Origin of the sequence: Candidatus Brevundimonas colombiensis (assembly GCA_029202665.1) — a bacterium.
Classification (GTDB): Bacteria; Pseudomonadota; Alphaproteobacteria; order Caulobacterales; family Caulobacteraceae; genus Brevundimonas; species Brevundimonas colombiensis.
In genome coordinates this window covers 709,584-726,230 of the sequence record CP119326.1, presented here as the reverse complement: position 1 = coordinate 726,230, position 16,647 = coordinate 709,584, and the positions used below count along the sequence as shown (strand labels likewise).

Here is a 16,647-nt window from a genome sequence, read left to right as displayed (position 1 = left end):
CAGGTGGGCGTTGGCGCAGGCGCCGTGGCCGTTGGCGAAAGGCCGGGTGCGGCCGTCCGTCCCGCCTGACAGGACGGCCTAACGACAGGAGCTTCGTCATGACCCGTTCGACCCGCCTCGCATCCTCCGCCCTCGCCCTCCTGCTGCTGGGATGGCCGTTGGTCGGCTATCTGACCCGCGCCGGCGGTCGGTTGACGGGGCCGGGGGCGTGGGGCCTTCACGCCCCGCGCTTGCCCCTGCTTCTGGCCGCCCCCGGCGCTATCCAGATTCACGTCGCCGCCGCCCTGATCGCCCTGGCCATCGGGGTGGTCCTGTTGGCGGGCGTCAAGGGCGACAGGCTGCACCGGACCCTGGGCTGGCTGTGGGTCCTGGCCATGGGAACGACGGCGGTCAGCTCATTCTTCATCCACCAGATCAATCCGGACGGCCCGGCGGGGCTGTCGCTGATCCATCTGCTCAGCGGCTGGACCGTGGTCGGCCTGCCGATGGCGGTCTATGCCGCCCGGCGGCATCGGGTGGCGGCCCACCGGCGCGCCATGACAGGCATGTTCGTGGGCGGCCTGATCGTGGCGGGGCTTCTGACCTTCCTGCCTGGCCGGCTGATGTGGGCGGTCTTCTTCGGTCCGGGGTGACGGATCAGCCCTTGTCGGCCGACATCCCCGCCACGGCCCGGAAACCCGCCGCCGCGAACCGCACCATATAGTCGCCCGCCGTCTCCAGATCGCCCGACCGCGCCCGCCCGTTCGAGAGCCGGTCCAGCCGTCCCGTCTCGCCCAGCGTCAGGGTCAGGGCGCCCGACAGATTGTGATAGCCCCAGTACAGGTCGATCTCGCTGGCGCCCGGCAGCACCCGTGCGATCAGTTCGATGAGCCGATGGATGGCCGGGTCGAAATAGCGGGCCATCGTCTCGCCGCCGAAACTGGGGTTGGCGTTGGTCTGGGCCACCAGGGCGGCATAGTGTTTCCACCCCGGCCCGCCCTTCAGCGACCATTCGAATGGCGGCCTCAGAAAGGCTTCCAGCAGCCCCTCCAGCGTCATGTCCTCGCCCGCGCCTTCCGCATAGCGGTCGATGGCGGCGACCCGGTCGGTGTTCCACACCTCGGCCCGGCGCAGGAAGACCGCGTCGAACAGCTCGCGCTTGGCGCCGAAATAATAGTGGACCAGGGCGGTGTCCACGCCAGCTTCGCGCGCCACTTCGCGGATGGTCACGCCGTAGAAGCCGTGTTTGGAGAACAGGTCCTCGGCCGCGTCAAGGATCAGGTCGCGAGTCTCGCCCGCCGCCTGGGCCTTGGTCTTGGGCGGGCGGCCGCGCCTGGTCGCCACTGCGCCGGTGGCCTTGCGGCGCGCGGCGGCCACGGGGCGGGTAGCGGGCAGGGCGGCGTCTGTCTTGCTCATCCGCCAAGGCTAGGCGCGCCCCGACGATGGCGCAACGACGATGGCGTCCCGGCCGTGGCGCCCCGACCGTGACGCCGACGACGGTGCAGCGGCGCCACGGTCGGCCCGTGACGTGACGCAACGTCAGCGTAATGTTTGACAGCCGGACGAAACCGGGTCAGTTTCCATGAAAATCATTGAACGCTGAATAAAAGCGTCAACGGGCTGGAAACGACAAAGGGGTTTGGACCATGAATCGTCATGTGAAGTGCGCGCTGCTGGCCGGCGCGGCGTGGGGCGTGCTTGCGGGGGCCTCGGTCGCCCAGGACGTCGAGACGGCCGTTCAGGCCGCCAACGCCAATCAGGATGCGGCGACTGTCGACGACATCGTCGTCACCGCGCGCCGTCGGGTGGAGAGCTTGCAGGATGTGCCGGTCGCGGTCACGGCCGTCAGCGGCGAACAGCTTGAGGCGCGGGGCGCCCTGGACATCACCGAACTGGCGCGTTCGACGCCCAGCCTGACGCTGAACGCGGCGCGGGGGTCGAACTCGACCCTGATTTCTTTCATCCGGGGCGTGGGCCAGCAGGATCCTCTGTGGGGCTTCGATCCCGGCGTGGGCCTCTATATCGACGACGTCTATGTGGCCCGGCCGCAAGCCGCCGTCCTGGACATTTTCGATGTGGAGCGCGTCGAGGTGCTGCGCGGTCCGCAAGGCACCCTGTATGGCCGCAACACCATCGGCGGCGCGATCAAATATGTCACCAGCCGCATCAACGCCGATGAGCCGGAAGGCCGCCTGCGCGCCTCCTACGGCAGCTATAATCAGCGCGATGTGATCGCCAGCGCCCAGCTGCCCTTCAATGACCAGTTCAAGGTCTCCGCCGCCCTGGCCCGCTATCTGCGCGATGGCTACGGCACGAACCTGAACACCGGCAACGAACACTACAACAAGGACGTCACCGCCTTCCGCGCCAGCGCGGAATGGTCCCCGACCGACAATCTGTTCTTCCGACTGGCCGGCGATCTGGTGAACGACGATTCCAACGCCCGCCACGGCCACCGCGAGGTCGCGCCGTCGCCGTCGGATGTCTATGACACCAACGCTGGCGCGGGTGACAAGAATCGCGTCCAGACGCGCGGCCTGTCGCTGACCGGCGAGTGGGAGATGAGCGACATGTTCACCTTCAAGTCGATCACGGCCTATCGGGATGGCTTCACGCGCGGCAACATCGACTTCGACAACCTGCCGCAGCCTATTCTGGACATTCCGGCGGCCTACAACGACGACCAGTTCAGCCAGGAGTTTCAGGTTCTGGTCAGCGCAGGCCGGCTGAACGGCGTCGCCGGCGTCTTCTACATGGACGCCAACGCCTCGGGCGCCTTCGACACCGTGGTGGGTCTGGCCAATCTGACCACCCTGACCTCGGGCTCGGTGGCGACCAAAAGCTACGCGGCCTTCGCCGACTTCAGCTATGACGTGACCGACGCCCTGTCGGTCTCGGTCGGCGGCCGCTTCACCAAGGACGAGAAGGAAGGCACGGTCTTCCGTCAGCAGTATCTGGGCATCCGCAGCCCCTATTTCGGCAACAACGCCGCCGTGCCGCTGGGCCTGCCGCGCACCAACTATACGCGCACGCGTGATTTCGAGAAGTTCACGCCCCGTGTCTCGGTCAACTACAAGTTCGGCCCGGATCTGACGGCCTACGCCTCGTGGGGCGAAGGGTTCAAGTCGGGCGGCTTCGACATGCGCGGCGATGCGGTTCTGTATCCCGCCACCGTCAACGGCTATGCGCCGGAAACCGTCGAGACCTATGAGATCGGTCTGAAGGGCTCGCTGCTGGATCGCCGTCTGACCTTCGCCACGGCGATCTTCGACTCCAGCTATGAAGACCAGCAGATCACGACCCAATACCCCGCCGGCGCCACCGTCGCCTCGGTGGTGGACAATGTCGGTTCGTCCTCGATCCGCGGCTGGGAGTTCGAAGGGCGTTTCCGTCCGACCAGCGCCCTGACGCTGAACGCCTCGCTCAGCTATATCGACGCCAAGTTCGACCAGTTCCTGGCCTATATCCCGACCGCTTCGGGCAATACCTCCTGCCCCACCCTGCCGGGGTGCGTCGTCGACGTGTCGTCGCAGCGCCACTTCCAGAACACGCCGGAATGGACCGGCTCGATCGGGGCGACCTACAACTGGTTCATGGCCAACGGTTCGTCGATCGCCTTCATTCCGTCGGTCGCCTATCGCGGCGCCTATCAGCAGTTCGAGACGCCCTCGCCCCTGCTCGATCAGGGGGCCTACTGGATGTATGACGCCAGTATCGTCTGGACCTCGTCCAACGACCGACTGACCTTCGGCGTGCACGGCAAGAACCTGGGCGACGAACGCTACCGTGTCGGCGGCTACAGCTTCCCCGGCGCGCTGACCGGAGATTCGATCATCGGCTTCTACGGCCCGCCGCGCACGGTCACGGCGACCCTGGGCCTGAAGTTCTGATCGCGATCTGAACGCCTGAACGAGGGCGGCGGTCTTGCGGCCGTCGCCCTTTGCTTTGCAGGGGGCAGGCTTGCGGCTAGGCTCGCTCCGACAAAAAGACGCCGAGGGGGAAACGCGATGACGACGGAGACGCTGGCGGCTCAGGACGATCCCGTCGAGGGCGGGGCGCGCCACGAACGCCCCGGCTATCGCTACTATGTGCTGGCGGTGCTGATCCTGATCTACATGCTGAACTTCCTGGATCGGCAGATCATCGGCATCCTGGCCGCGCCGCTGAAGGCTGAGTTCGGCATGTCCGACAGCCAGTTCGGCCTGTTGGGCGGCATCGCCTTCGCCTCGGTCTATTCGACACTGGCCATTCCTCTGGCCTGGATGGCGGATCGGTTCAGCCGGGTCTGGATCATGACCGGGGCGCTGGCCGTCTGGTCGGGCTTCACCGCCCTGTGCGGCATGGCGGGATCGTTCGGGCAGCTGTTCCTGTGCCGGATGGGCGTGGGCGTGGGCGAGGCGGGCGGGGTGGCCCCGGCCTATTCGCTGATCGCCGACTATTTCCCGCCGCATCAGCGGGCGCGGGCCATGGCGGCCTTCGCCTTCGGCATTCCGCTGGGCATGGCGGCGGGCACCCTGGTCGGCGGGCTGCTGGCGGCGACGTATGGCTGGCGCACGGCCTTCGTGGTGGTCGGCCTGCTGGGCCTGCTGGTCGCGCCGCTGCTTCGCCTGACGGTGCGCGATCCCAAACGCGGCGGAATGGATGCGGTCAGGACCGAGGCCCAGGTCGCGGCCCCCGCGCCGGACACCGCCGCTGCGCCTCTTGGCGCGGACCGAGCCGGCAAGATCGCCGCCCAGATCATGCTGGGCTTGGGCGTCGGCCTGCTGATCCTGGCCGGTCTGAGCTGGCTGATGGGGACGTCGCTGGGCAATCCGCTGGTGCTGGGCTTCGGCGGCTTGCTGGCGGTGGTGATCGGCGTGTCGCTGACGATCGCGCGGCGCACGGCCTCGGTGGTGATCAGGAAACCCAGCTTCTGGCTGCTGGCCCTGGGCGCCGCTTCGTCGTCGGTGTGCGGTTACGGCGTCGCCGGTTGGCTGCCGCTGTTCTTCATGCGCAGCTTCGACCTGACCTTGAAACAGACCAGCGTCTATTACGCCGGCATCGCCCTGATCGGCGGCCTTTTGGGCATCTGGCTGGGCGGCACGATCGCCGACAAGCTGTCGAAAAAGGGCAAGGGCGCCTATCCGCTGACGCCCGCCATCGCCTTTCTGATCTCGGCGCCCTGTTTCATCCTGGCGATGAACTCGCCGTGGCTGATCGGACTGGTCCTGCCGGGCGGCGGCAGTCACGTTCAGCAGCTGACCCTGGCCTTCTTCATCTTCCTGCTTCCGACAGGGCTGAACCTGGCCTGGCTGGGTCCGATCACGGCGGCGGTGCAGCATCTGGTTCCGGCGGCCATGCGTTCGACCGCCTCGGCCCTGTTCCTGCTGGTGAACAACCTGCTCGGGATCGCGGTGGGCTTCTATTACTTCGGCTGGATGAGCGACCTGTTGGCGCCGCGCTTCGGCGAAGAGAGCCTGAGATGGGCCATCTACACCGGCATGGGCTTCTATGTGCTGGCCGCCATCCTGCTGATCGGGGCCTCGCGCACGCTGAAACGCGACTGGGTCGACTAAATTCCCCGTTCACATACTGTTGCACCTGCGAAGGGGCGGGGCTTATAAGCCCCGCAACTCTCCCCAGCGAAGATTGCGGCGGTTTCCATGAACATTCACGAATATCAGGCCAAGCAGGTTCTCAAGGGCTTCGGCGCCCCCGTCGCCGACGGCGTCGCGGTGACGTCGGTCGATCAGGTCGAGGCGGCCGCCAAATCCCTTCCCGGCCCGCTCTATGTCGTGAAGTCGCAGATTCACGCCGGCGGACGCGGCAAGGGCAAGTTCAAGGAACTGCCGGCCGACGCCAAGGGCGGCGTGCGCCTGGCCTTCTCGGTCGAAGAGGCCGTCGCCCACGCCAAGGAAATGCTGGGCAACACCCTGGTCACCGCCCAGACGGGCGAGGCCGGCAAACAGGTCAACCGCCTCTATATCGAGGACGGCGCCGACATCGATCGTGAACTGTACTGCTCGCTGCTGGTCGACCGCGCCTATGGCCGCATCGCCTTCGTCGTTTCGACCGAGGGCGGCATGGACATCGAAACCGTCGCCCACGACACGCCCGAGAAGATCCAGAACATCGTCATCGACCCCAGCGCGGGCGTGACCGACGCCGACGTCGCCGCGATCGTCGCCGCCTACGGCCTGACGGGCGCCGCCGCCGAGGACGCCAAGTCGCTGTTCCCCGCCCTGTACAAGGCCTTCGTCGAGAAGGACATGGACATGCTGGAGGTGAACCCCCTGATCGTCATGAAGGACGGCCATCTGCGCGTTCTGGACGCCAAGGTCAGCTTCGACGGCAACGCGCTGTTCCGCCACGAAGACATCAAGGCCCTGCGCGACGAAACGGAAGAAGACGCCAAGGAGATCGAGGCCTCCAAGTGGGACCTGGCCTATGTCTCGCTGGACGGCAACATCGGCTGCATGGTCAACGGCGCGGGCCTGGCCATGGCGACGATGGACATCATCAAACTGTACGGCAAGGAACCGGCCAACTTCTGCGACGTCGGCGGCGGCGCCGGCAAGGAGAAGGTCGCGGCGGCCTTCAAGATCATCACCGCCGACCCGAACGTCCAGGGCATCCTGGTCAACATCTTCGGCGGCATCATGAAGTGCGACGTCATCGCCGAAGGCGTGGTTGCGGCCGTGAAGGAAGTGGGCCTGAAGGTGCCGCTGGTCGTGCGTCTGGAAGGCACCAACGCCGAACTGGGCAAGAAAATCCTCAACGAATCCGGCCTGACCATCCAGGCCGCCGACGACCTGGACGACGCCGCCCAAAAGATCGTCAAGGCGGTCGGCTAAGACCAAAAGACCCTGGTGGTCGCGTGACGGCGGCGCTGCTTGCAGCGTCGCCGTTTCTCGTTGCGGACGGCTCCGGCGCCCCGCCATAGTCGTCGCATAGGGACGGGGAGGGGATGTTGCCGGATTTCGAAGTGGTCGCGATGGCCCTGGCCCCCGCGCGTCATCTCGCGGCCTTCGTCGATCATTATCGGCGTCGGCGCGCGGCGCGGATCAGGATTTATTTCGACGGTGACCGGGCGCCTGACCCGACCGAGGTCGGGCTAGGCCCCGACGATCTGATCGTCTGCGACGCCGCCTTCTGGGTCGCGCGCGGCGGTCGGCCCGCGACGGTGGAGGATCGGCAGAGGGTCGTCTATGCCGACGCCTATTCCACCCTGGCCGCCGATTGGCTGCTGGTCGTCGACATCGATGAAATGATCCTGGGCGATGTCGACGTGGCTGCCGTGCTGGGCGCCGTGCCGGCCGAGCGCGAGGCGGTCATCTTCCCCTCGATCGAGGCGGTGTGGCGGGCCGGCGACGACCTGACGCAGGAATACGGGGCGCGGTTGGCGCGCAAACCCTATCATGGGCCGTTCCCGGATCAGTTCGCCGATCTGATCTATCCCGGGCGCGGCCGCTTCTTCGTGCGCGGTCTTCTGGCGCACCATATGGGCAAGCACGCGGTGCGGCGCGGGCTGGCGGACGTCAGGGTCTGCATCCACGAGTCCAAGCGCGACGACCGGCCGTTGAAGGCGGCGCTGGCGCGCGACCCCCGGACCGGCCGCACGGCCTGGCTGCTGCATTACGACGCCATCGGCCTCGATGTCTGGCGGGCCAAGTGGGACCGGCGCGCAGCGGCGGGCGACACTGTCGAAATGGGCCGCCGCCGCCGTCGCCAGCAGGCCGCCTATGTCGAGGCGCGACAGGCCGGGACGGAGGCCGCGCTGTTCGGCGACCTCTACGCCCTCAGGCCCTGGCAGCAGACGGTGTTGCGGCGCCTGGGCCTGTTGCTGGACATCTGACCGCGCTTGCCCGCCTGGCCCACGCGGTCTATGTGCTCCACATAACCCGTGTAAGCCATCGCCACCAACGTGACCCGCAACCTGACCCTCGCCATCGACGACGCCCTGCTCGACAAGGTGCGTGTGCTGGCCGCCATGAAGCGGACGAGCGTCAACGAGATGGTGCGCGGTTTCCTGGCTCGACTGGTCGAGGAAGAGACGGAACACGACGAGGCGACCGAAGCCTTGCTGAAGCTGGCCCGAGAAAGCGAAGGCCGGTTGGGCGACTGGCGTCCCACCAGGGAAGATGCATATAGCGGCGAGCCTCGTTTTGATCGCTGGCGCTGAAGTCTTTCTGGACACCAACATCCTGATCTACGCCGCGCTCGGTTCTGTAGACGAGCCGGCGAAGTACGAACGTGCGCTTGAACTGCTGACCCGACGCTTCGGCACTTCGGGGCAGGTTCTGGCCGAGTTCTACGTCAACGCTCAACGCAAGGGTGCTCGCCCTCTGACGCCAGAGAAGGCTCAGGAGTGGGTGTTGCGGTTGTCCAAGAAGCCCTTCCAGCCGATTGACTACAGGGTGGTCCGCAGCGGCATCGAGAATGCCCAGCGATACCAAATCTCCTATTGGGACGGTGCGATCATCGCCGCCGCAGAACGGCTAGGGGCGAAAATCCTCTATTCCGAAGACCTCAGTCACGGTCAGATCTACGGGTCGGTCCGCGTCGAAAATCCTTTCCTTCCCGCCTAACCCAACCAGCGAGACCTCATGTCCATCCTCGTCGACAAGAACACCAAGATCATCGTCCAGGGCCTGACCGGCAAGACCGGCGGCTTCCACACCGAACAGGCGCTGGCCTATCACGGCACCCAGATGGTCGCCGGCGTGCACCCGTCCAAGGGCGGCACGAACTGGACCGGCTCGCACGGCGAAACCCTGCCGATCTACGCCTCGGTCGCCGAAGCGCGGGACGCCACCGGCGCCGACGCCTCGGTCATCTATGTTCCGCCGTCGGGCGCGGCGGCCGCCATCATCGAGGCCATCGACGCCGAAATCCCCTTCATCACCTGCATCACCGAAGGCATTCCGGTGCTGGACATGGTCAAGGTGAAGCGTCGCCTGGAAGGCTCCAAGTCGCGCCTGCTGGGCCCGAACTGCCCGGGCATCCTGACGCCGGACGAATGCAAGATCGGCATCATGCCGGGCAATATCTTCAAGAAGGGCTCGGTCGGCATCGTGTCGCGTTCGGGCACCCTGACCTATGAGGCCGTGTTCCAGACCACCAACGAAGGCCTGGGCCAGACCACGGCCGTCGGCATCGGCGGCGACCCGGTCAAGGGCACCGAGTTCATCGATGTGCTGGAGCTGTTCCTGGCCGACGAGGAAACCACCTCGATCATCATGATCGGCGAGATCGGCGGCGGGGCGGAAGAAGACGCCGCCCAGTTCCTGATCGACGAAGCCAAGAAGGGCCGCAAGAAGCCGATGGCCGGCTTCATCGCCGGACGCACTGCGCCCAAGGGTCGCACCATGGGCCACGCCGGCGCCGTCGTCTCGGGCGGCAAGGGCGATGCGGAATCCAAGATCGCGGCCATGGAAGCCGCCGGCATCCGCATGTCGGAATCGCCGGCCCGCCTGGGCAAGACCCTGGTGGACGTGCTCAAGGGTTAAGAGGCGCACGCATTCCCCTCCCGGAGCGGAGAGGGAGAAGAAAATGCCGCTTTGGGCGGCAATGGACGCCCTCGGCTCAGGCCGGGGGCGTTTTTCTTTGGCCTGCGACCAATTTCTCACCGAATTGCCCTGTTTCGGTCATGACCCATAAGGAAACGACGCCTATATGACGGGCGCGCCCCTCACGGAGATGTGTCCGAAGGGGTTCAGGGATTGCGAAACGATGGCGGACGATGCCGGTCGGCTGAACCAGGTCTTTGCCGAGACCTCATTCCTCTACGGGTCCAATGCGGCCTATGTGGAGGAGCTTCAGGAGAAGTGGGCGAAAGACCCCAGCTCCGTTTCCGCCGAATGGAAGGCCTTCTTCGACCAGCTGCGCGACAATGCGGCCCTGGTGACCGCTTCGGCCGGAGCGGGAAGCTGGGGACGGGGCGTGGCGACCGAACCGACCGAGGAAACCGGCGTGTTCGACGGCCGCTGGCCGGCTCCGAAGCCTGATCCCAAAAAGCCGGGCGCCGCGCCTGCCGCTTCGCCGGCCAAGGTCGCGCCCGTCGAGGTGTCGGCCGACGCCATCCGCGCCGCCGCCCATGATTCCATACGCGCCCTGATGCTGATCCGCGCCTATCGCGTGCGCGGACACCTGCAGGCCAGGCTTGACCCTCTCGGCATCGAACAGCCGGTTGAGAATCCCGAGCTGACGCCTGAATTCTACGGCTTCACCGGCGCCGATCTGGACCGCCCGATCTTCCTGGACGGCGTCCTGGGCCTGCAGACCGGCACGATCCGCGACGTCCTGGACATCCTGAAGCGCACCTATTGCGGCACGGTCGGCATCCAGTACATGCACATCGCCGAGCCAGAGGAGAAGGCTTGGCTTCAGCAGCGGTTCGAAGGCCCGGACAAGTTCGAGCAGAACGCCTTCACCAAGGAAGGCAAGCTGGCCATCCTGTCCAAGCTGGTCGAGGCCGAAGGCTTCGAACGCTTCCTGCACAAACGCTTCCCCGGCACCAAGCGGTTCGGCCTGGACGGCGGCGAGGCCATGGTCCCGGCGCTGGAACAGGTCATCAAGCGTGGCGGTTCACTGGGCGTCGACGAGGTCGTGCTGGGCATGGCCCACCGCGGCCGCCTGAACGTGCTGGCCGCCGTGATGGGCAAGCCCTACAAGGTCATCTTCCACGAGTTCCAGGGCGGTTCGGCCGTGCCCAGCGACATCGAGGGCTCGGGCGACGTCAAATATCACATGGGCGCCTCGTCGAACCGCGAGTTCGACGGCAACCACGTCCACCTGTCGCTGACCGCCAACCCATCTCACCTCGAAATCGTCAACCCGGTCGTGCTGGGCAAGGCGCGCGCCAAACAGGCGTTCGACATCCGCGAGGCCAACGAGGGCGTGCCCGAGGGCCAGTGGGCGCTGGACCGCTCCAAGGTCGTGCCGCTGCTGATCCACGGCGACGCCGCCTTCGCGGGCCAGGGCGTCGTGGCCGAGTGTTTCGCCCTGATGGGGCTGAAGGGTTACCGCACCGGCGGCACGCTTCATTTCGTCATCAACAACCAGATCGGCTTCACGACCAGCCCGCGCAACTCGCGTTCGTCGCCCTATCCTTCGGACGTGGCGCTAATGGTCCAGGCCCCGATCTTCCACGTGAACGGCGACGATCCCGAGGCGGTCGTCTTCGCTTCCAAGGTGGCCACCGAATACCGCCAGAAGTTCCACAAGGACGTGGTGGTGGACATGTTCTGCTACCGCCGCTTTGGCCACAACGAAGGCGACGATCCCACCTTCACCCAGCCGCTGATGTATTCGAAGATCCGCGCCCAGCCCTCGACCCGCGAACTCTATTCGCAGCGTCTGGTGGCGGAAGGCGTGATCAGCCAGGCCGAGGTGGACGCCGAGGTCGAGCGTTTCGAGAAATTCCTCGACGAGCAGTTCGAGGCCGGCAAGACCTGGTCCGCCGAAAAGGCCGACTGGCTGGACGGCCAGTGGCAGGGCTTCCAGGCGCCCAAGGACGAGTTGCGCGGCGACACCGCCGTGCCGCTGGCCAAGCTGACCGACCTGGGCCACCGTCTGACTACCATTCCCAACAGCGTTGATATGCACAAGACGCTGAAGCGCGTCATCGACGCGCGGCGCGAGGCCATCACCTCGGGTCAGGGTCTGGACTGGGCCACGGCCGAGAGCCTGGCCTTCGCCTCGCTGGTCGACGAAGGCTTCCCGATCCGTCTGTCGGGTCAGGATTCCGTGCGCGGCACCTTCTCGCAGCGTCACTCGGGCATCATCGATCAGACGACCGAAGAGCGTTACATCCCGCTGAACAACCTGGGTGAAGGCCAGGCCAATTTCGAGGTCATCGACTCGGCCCTGTCGGAAGAGGCGGTGCTGGGCTTCGAGTATGGCTACTCCCTGGCCGACCCCAATACGCTGGTCATGTGGGAAGCCCAGTTCGGCGACTTCGTGAATGGCGCCCAGGTGGTGATCGACCAGTTCATTTCGTCAGGCGAACGCAAATGGCTGCGGATGAGCGGCCTGACCATGCTGCTGCCGCACGGCTACGAAGGCCAGGGGCCGGAACATTCCTCGGCCCGTCTGGAGCGCTTCCTGCAACAGTGCGCCGAAGACAATATGCAGGTCGCCAACTGCACGACCCCGGCCAACTATTTCCACATCCTGCGTCGCCAGATGCACCGGCCGTTCAGGAAGCCACTGATCCTGATGACGCCCAAGTCGCTGCTGCGTCACAAAAAGGCGGTCTCGTCCATGGCGGACCTGGCGGAGGGTTCGGCCTTCCACCGCGTGCTGCACGACGACGCCCAGACGCGCCCCGAGATCGCCGGGATCACGATCAAGGCCGACAAGGATATCCGCCGCGTCATCCTGTGCTCGGGCAAGGTCTATTACGACCTGCTGGACGCGCGCGAGAAGAAGGCCAAGGACGGCCAGGCCGTGGACGACGTCTACATCCTGCGTCTGGAACAGTTCTATCCGTGGCCGATCCAGTCGCTGCGCAAGGAACTGGCCCGCTTCCCCAAGGCCGAGGTCGTCTGGTGTCAGGAAGAGCCCAAGAACATGGGCGGCTGGACCTTCGTCGATCCGTGGCTGGAACTGACGCTGGACAAGCTGAACGTCGCCTCCAAGCGCGCGCGCTACGTCGGCCGTCCCGGTTCGGCCTCCACGGCCGCCGGCCTGATGAGCCGCCACTTGAAGGAACTCGACACCTTCACGACCGAAGCCTTCGCCTGATACACGTAAAAGACCGAACTAGAGACGAGCTGGACCTGACATGGCCGACATCCTGACCCCCGCCCTCGGTGAATCCGTCACCGAAGCCACCATCGCAAAGTGGACCAAGAAGGTCGGCGACCCGGTCAAGAAGGACGAATTGCTGGTCGAACTGGAAACCGACAAGGTCTCGCTGGAAGTCGTCTCGCCCGCCGATGGCGTGCTGGGCGACATAAAGGCGGCCGAGGGCGACAACGTCGTTCCCGGCGCGGTCCTGGGTTCGGTGACCGAAGGCGCATCGGCCGCTGCTGCACCGTCCGCCGCATCGGGCAAGGCCGCAAAGGCTGAAACCAAGGCGGCGCCTGCCGCTGCCGCGCCTGCCGCCGCTGCCGACATCGACATCACCGTGCCGGTCATGGGTGAAAGCGTCGCCGAGGGCTCGATGGGCAAGTGGGTCAAGAAGAACGGCGATCAGGTCAAGAAGGACGAACTGCTGGTCGAGATCGAGACGGACAAGGTCGCGGTCGAAGTGTCGGCCCCCGCCGACGGCGTCCTGACCATCGCCGCCGACGAAGGCGCGACCGTCACGCCGGGCCAGAAGATCGGCTCTGTCGCCGCCTCGGGCTCCGCTTCGGCCCCCGCTGCCGCCGCTCCGGCCCCGGCTGCTTCGGCCCCGGCCAACACCGGCTCGGCCCAGGTCTCGAGCGCCAAGAACGAAACCCTGTCGCCCGCCGTCCAGCGGGTGGTCGGTGAAAACAATCTGGACCCCAAGGCCATCGCCGCGACGGGGCCGAAGGGCAATATCACCAAGGCCGACGCCATCGCCGCCATCGGTCAGGCCTCTGCGCCTGCCCCGGCCGCCGCCGCCGCGCCTGCCGCGCCGCGCGCCGACCAGCCGCGTGAAGAGCGGGTGAAGATGACGCGCCTGCGTCAGACCATCGCCCGTCGCCTGAAGGAATCCCAGAACACGGCCGCCCAGCTGACCACCTTCAACGAGGTGGACATGACCAACGTCATGGCCCTGCGCGCCCAGTACAAGGATGTGTTCGAGAAGCGCCACGGCGTGAAGCTGGGCTTCATGTCCTTCTTCACCAAGGCCGTGGTCGCGGCCCTGCACGAAATCCCGGCCGTTAACGCCGAGATCGACGGCACGGACATCATCTACAAGAACCACTACGACATCGGCGTCGCCGTCGGCACCGACAAGGGTCTGGTGGTTCCGGTCCTGCGTGACGCGGACACCCTGTCGCTCGCCGGCATCGAAAAGGGCATCGGCGCCCTGGGCAAGGCCGCCCGTGACGGCGCCCTGACCATGGATCAGATGCAGGGCGGCACCTTCACCATCACCAACGGCGGCACCTATGGTTCGCTGATGTCGACGCCGATCCTGAACGCGCCGCAGTCGGGCATCCTGGGGATGCACAACATCGTCCAGCGCCCGATGGCCATCAACGGCGAGGTGAAGATCCGCCCGATGATGTATCTGGCCCTCAGCTACGATCACCGGATCGTCGACGGCAAGGAGGCGGTGACCTTCCTGGTCCGCGTCAAGGAGCTGTTGGAAGATCCGCAGCGGGCCCTGTTGGACCTGTAAGTCACGAAGGGGCGGCCGATCAGGCCGCCCCTTTTTCGTTCGCGCAAAAGGGTCCGCAGATGCTGACGCTGCACACCGCTCCCGGCTCCTGCAGCCGCGCCAGCCATATCGCGCTGGAAGAGGCGGGGCTGGACTATCAGGTCCGCTTCGTCGATTTCGCCAAGGGGAATCAGCGCCAGCCGGACTTCCTGGCGATCAATCCCAAGGGCCGCGTGCCCGCCCTCGTCACGGATCGCGGCGTCCTGACCGAAGGCCCGGCCATCCTGGCCTATATCGCGGCTTTGGCGCCTCAGGCCCGACTGGCGCCGACCGATCCGTTCGATTTCGCCCGGATGCAGGCGTTCAACCTCTATCTGGCCTCGACCATCCACGTCGCCCACGCCCACGGCCGTCGCGCCGCCCGCTGGAGCGACGATGCCGCCGCCCAGACCAGCATGGCCGCCAAGGTCAGCGACAATATGCGCACCGGCTTCGAACGGATCGAGGCGTCGCTGGACGGCGACTGGGTGATGGGCGACGTATATTCGGTCGCCGATCCCTATTTGTTCGTCTTCTCGGGCTGGCTGGAAAGCGACGGGGTCGACATCGCCCGGTTCCCCAGGGTCGCAGACCATTTCGAACGAATGTCCCGGCGTCCCGCCGTCCAGCGCGTGCTGGCCTGGGAGGCTGCGCGGGCGGTCTGAGATACCAACGGTTGTGTCTTGGCGGCTTCGGTTCGGCTGCATCATCGATCCCGATTGATTTATCTCATTTCAGGACACCGGATTTCATGGCCATATTCTCGCCATGGAGTGGGCAGCGCGCGCGATCGGGGTGTTTTACGTCTTGGGCGGGCTGATGCTCTTGTATCAGGCCTGGTTGAACTGGCGGCTCCAACAGGCCCTGTCGGGTCTGGTCTCGACCTCTTTCAACGATCAGTTGGCGGATGGGGTGATCGCGCTGGGCGGTCTTCTGGTTCTCGCCTCGGGCCTGGCGCTGGCCGTGCTCAGCGCATGGGCGGTCATCGCGTTTTCAGCGGGCTGGGCGATACAGGCGGCCTATCTGCTGTGGGCCAATCGTTCAAATCTGGACAATCCCTCGGCCGCCGGTCGCCGCCGGTCGGTCCACGCCTTCGCCGGTTACACCGCCGCCACGGCCGTGGTGATGCTCCTGCCGCTGACCGGGGTGCTGGCCTGAAGTTTCAGCCGAACTCGGCTTCCAGATCGGCCAGACGCGCCGCCTGATCCTCGGCGATCAGGGCGTTCAGCAACGGGTCGATGTCGCCTTCCAGAATCTGCGGCAGGCTGTGCAGGGTCAGGCCGATCCGGTGATCCGTCACCCGGCCTTGCGGGAAGTTGTAGGTGCGGATGCGTTCTGACCGGTCGCCCGACCCCACCTGCGACTTGCGTGTATCGGCGCGCGCCAGATCCTTGGCCTGGCGCTGCATGTCGTACAGCCGCACACGCAGGTTCCGCATCGCCTTGTCGCGGTTCACGTGCTGGGACTTTTCAGAACTGGTCGCCACGATCCCCGTCGGCAGGTGGGTGATCCGCACCGCCGAATCCGTCTTGTTGACGTGCTGGCCGCCCGATCCCGACGCCCGGAAGGTGTCGATGCGGATATCCTTGTCCAGGATTTCGATCTCGACATCCTCGACCTCGGGCAGAACCGCGACGGTCGCGGCAGAGGTGTGGATGCGACCGCCCGCCTCGGTGGTCGGCACGCGCTGAACGCGGTGGACCCCGCTTTCGAACTTTAGCCGCCCGAACACGCCCTCGCCGGTGACGGTGGCGATGATTTCCTTATAGCCGCCTGCGTCGCCTTCGGTCGCCGAATCCAGCTCGATCCGCCAGCCGCGGGTGGAGGCGTAGCGCGAATACATGCGAAACAGGTCGCCGGCGAACAGGGCCGCTTCGTCGCCGCCCGTGCCGGCGCGCACCTCCAGCACGGCCGAGGCGTTCTCGTCGGCGTCGCGGGGCGCCAGCAGAAGGGCGACCTCACGCTCCAAACCGGGCAGGGCGTCGTTCAGAACCTGCAACTCGTCCTGGGCCATCGCCGCCATTTCAGGATCTGCGGTCATGGCGTCCAGATCGGCCATTTCGGCGCGGACGCGGGCCAGACCCTGGACCGCGTCGGCCACCGGTTTCAACTCGGCGTGCTCCTTGGACAGACGCACGATCTCGGCACCGTCGGTCGCGGCTCCCATGCGGGCCTCGACTTCGTGAAAACGGTCGAGCACCTGATCGAGACGGGCCTGGGGCAGACGCAAAAGACGGTATCCTGGAAGGGGCGACAGGGGGCCTGTCCTTACCCGGCGGGGGCCGTCGTGTCGATTGCAAGCCGGTCCCGCCGCCTGCCGCCCGTCGATGAGGCGTTCGTGATCGAGGATA

Annotated in this window: 14 protein-coding genes; 12 read left to right on the top strand and 2 right to left on the bottom strand. The window is 66.1% G+C overall.

Features of this window, described 5'->3' with window-relative positions; translation table 11 throughout:
* Positions 1-98: 98 nt before the first annotated feature.
* Positions 99-632, top strand: a complete 534-nt coding sequence (locus P0Y50_03400; protein WEK40668.1) for a DUF2306 domain-containing protein — start codon at positions 99-101, stop codon at positions 630-632.
* A 4-nt stretch (positions 633-636) separates the two neighbouring features.
* Here P0Y50_03400 and P0Y50_03395 read toward each other — a convergent pair whose 3' ends face one another.
* Positions 637-1,395 (bottom strand): TetR/AcrR family transcriptional regulator, encoded by a 759-nt coding sequence (locus P0Y50_03395; protein WEK40667.1) that lies wholly within the window; start codon positions 1,393-1,395, stop codon positions 637-639.
* 230 nt (positions 1,396-1,625) lie between these two features.
* Between P0Y50_03395 and P0Y50_03390 the strand changes: the two genes are divergently transcribed.
* From P0Y50_03390 to P0Y50_03340, 11 genes are all read left to right on the top strand, one after another.
* Positions 1,626-3,869: a TonB-dependent receptor gene (locus P0Y50_03390; GenBank protein ID WEK40666.1), complete on the top strand. Its 2,244-nt coding sequence runs from the start codon at positions 1,626-1,628 to the stop codon at positions 3,867-3,869.
* A gap of 117 nt (positions 3,870-3,986) precedes the next feature.
* Positions 3,987-5,534: an MFS transporter gene (locus P0Y50_03385; protein WEK40665.1), complete on the top strand. Its 1,548-nt coding sequence runs from the start codon at positions 3,987-3,989 to the stop codon at positions 5,532-5,534.
* An 87-nt stretch (positions 5,535-5,621) separates the two neighbouring features.
* Positions 5,622-6,812 carry an ADP-forming succinate--CoA ligase subunit beta gene (gene sucC, locus P0Y50_03380; protein WEK40664.1) on the top strand — a complete coding sequence of 397 codons (1,191 nt, stop codon included), beginning with the start codon at positions 5,622-5,624 and terminating at the stop codon, positions 6,810-6,812.
* Positions 6,813-6,952: 140 nt separating this feature from the next.
* On the top strand, positions 6,953-7,813 hold the full coding sequence (locus P0Y50_03375) for a hypothetical protein (protein ID WEK40663.1): 861 nt from the start codon (positions 6,953-6,955) through the stop codon (positions 7,811-7,813).
* A gap of 69 nt (positions 7,814-7,882) precedes the next feature.
* On the top strand, positions 7,883-8,140 hold the full coding sequence (locus tag P0Y50_03370; protein ID WEK40662.1) for a DUF6364 family protein: 258 nt from the start codon (positions 7,883-7,885) through the stop codon (positions 8,138-8,140).
* Entirely contained in the window at positions 8,124-8,546 is a 423-nt protein-coding gene (locus P0Y50_03365; GenBank protein WEK40661.1) for a PIN domain-containing protein, read from the top strand. Before P0Y50_03370 ends, P0Y50_03365 begins: the two co-directional genes overlap by 17 nt.
* 18 nt (positions 8,547-8,564) lie before the next feature.
* Positions 8,565-9,467, top strand: coding sequence for a succinate--CoA ligase subunit alpha (gene sucD / locus P0Y50_03360; GenBank protein ID WEK40660.1), 903 nt, complete (start codon positions 8,565-8,567; stop codon positions 9,465-9,467).
* A gap of 223 nt (positions 9,468-9,690) precedes the next feature.
* Positions 9,691-12,705: a 2-oxoglutarate dehydrogenase E1 component gene (locus P0Y50_03355; protein ID WEK40659.1), complete on the top strand. Its 3,015-nt coding sequence runs from the start codon at positions 9,691-9,693 to the stop codon at positions 12,703-12,705.
* A gap of 40 nt (positions 12,706-12,745) precedes the next feature.
* On the top strand, positions 12,746-14,278 hold the full coding sequence (gene odhB / locus P0Y50_03350; GenBank protein ID WEK40658.1) for a 2-oxoglutarate dehydrogenase complex dihydrolipoyllysine-residue succinyltransferase: 1,533 nt from the start codon (positions 12,746-12,748) through the stop codon (positions 14,276-14,278).
* A 59-nt stretch (positions 14,279-14,337) separates the two neighbouring features.
* A complete protein-coding gene (locus P0Y50_03345) occupies positions 14,338-14,961 on the top strand; it encodes a glutathione S-transferase family protein (protein WEK40657.1) in 624 nt (207 codons plus the stop codon).
* A 103-nt stretch (positions 14,962-15,064) separates the two neighbouring features.
* On the top strand, positions 15,065-15,454 hold the full coding sequence (locus tag P0Y50_03340; GenBank protein WEK40656.1) for a hypothetical protein: 390 nt from the start codon (positions 15,065-15,067) through the stop codon (positions 15,452-15,454).
* 4 nt (positions 15,455-15,458) lie between these two features.
* Here P0Y50_03340 and prfA read toward each other — a convergent pair whose 3' ends face one another.
* The gene (prfA, locus tag P0Y50_03335) at positions 15,459-16,526 is read right to left on the bottom strand and encodes a peptide chain release factor 1 (protein WEK40655.1); all 1,068 of its coding nucleotides are present in this window, start codon (positions 16,524-16,526) and stop codon (positions 15,459-15,461) included.
* Positions 16,527-16,647 lie beyond the last annotated feature (121 nt).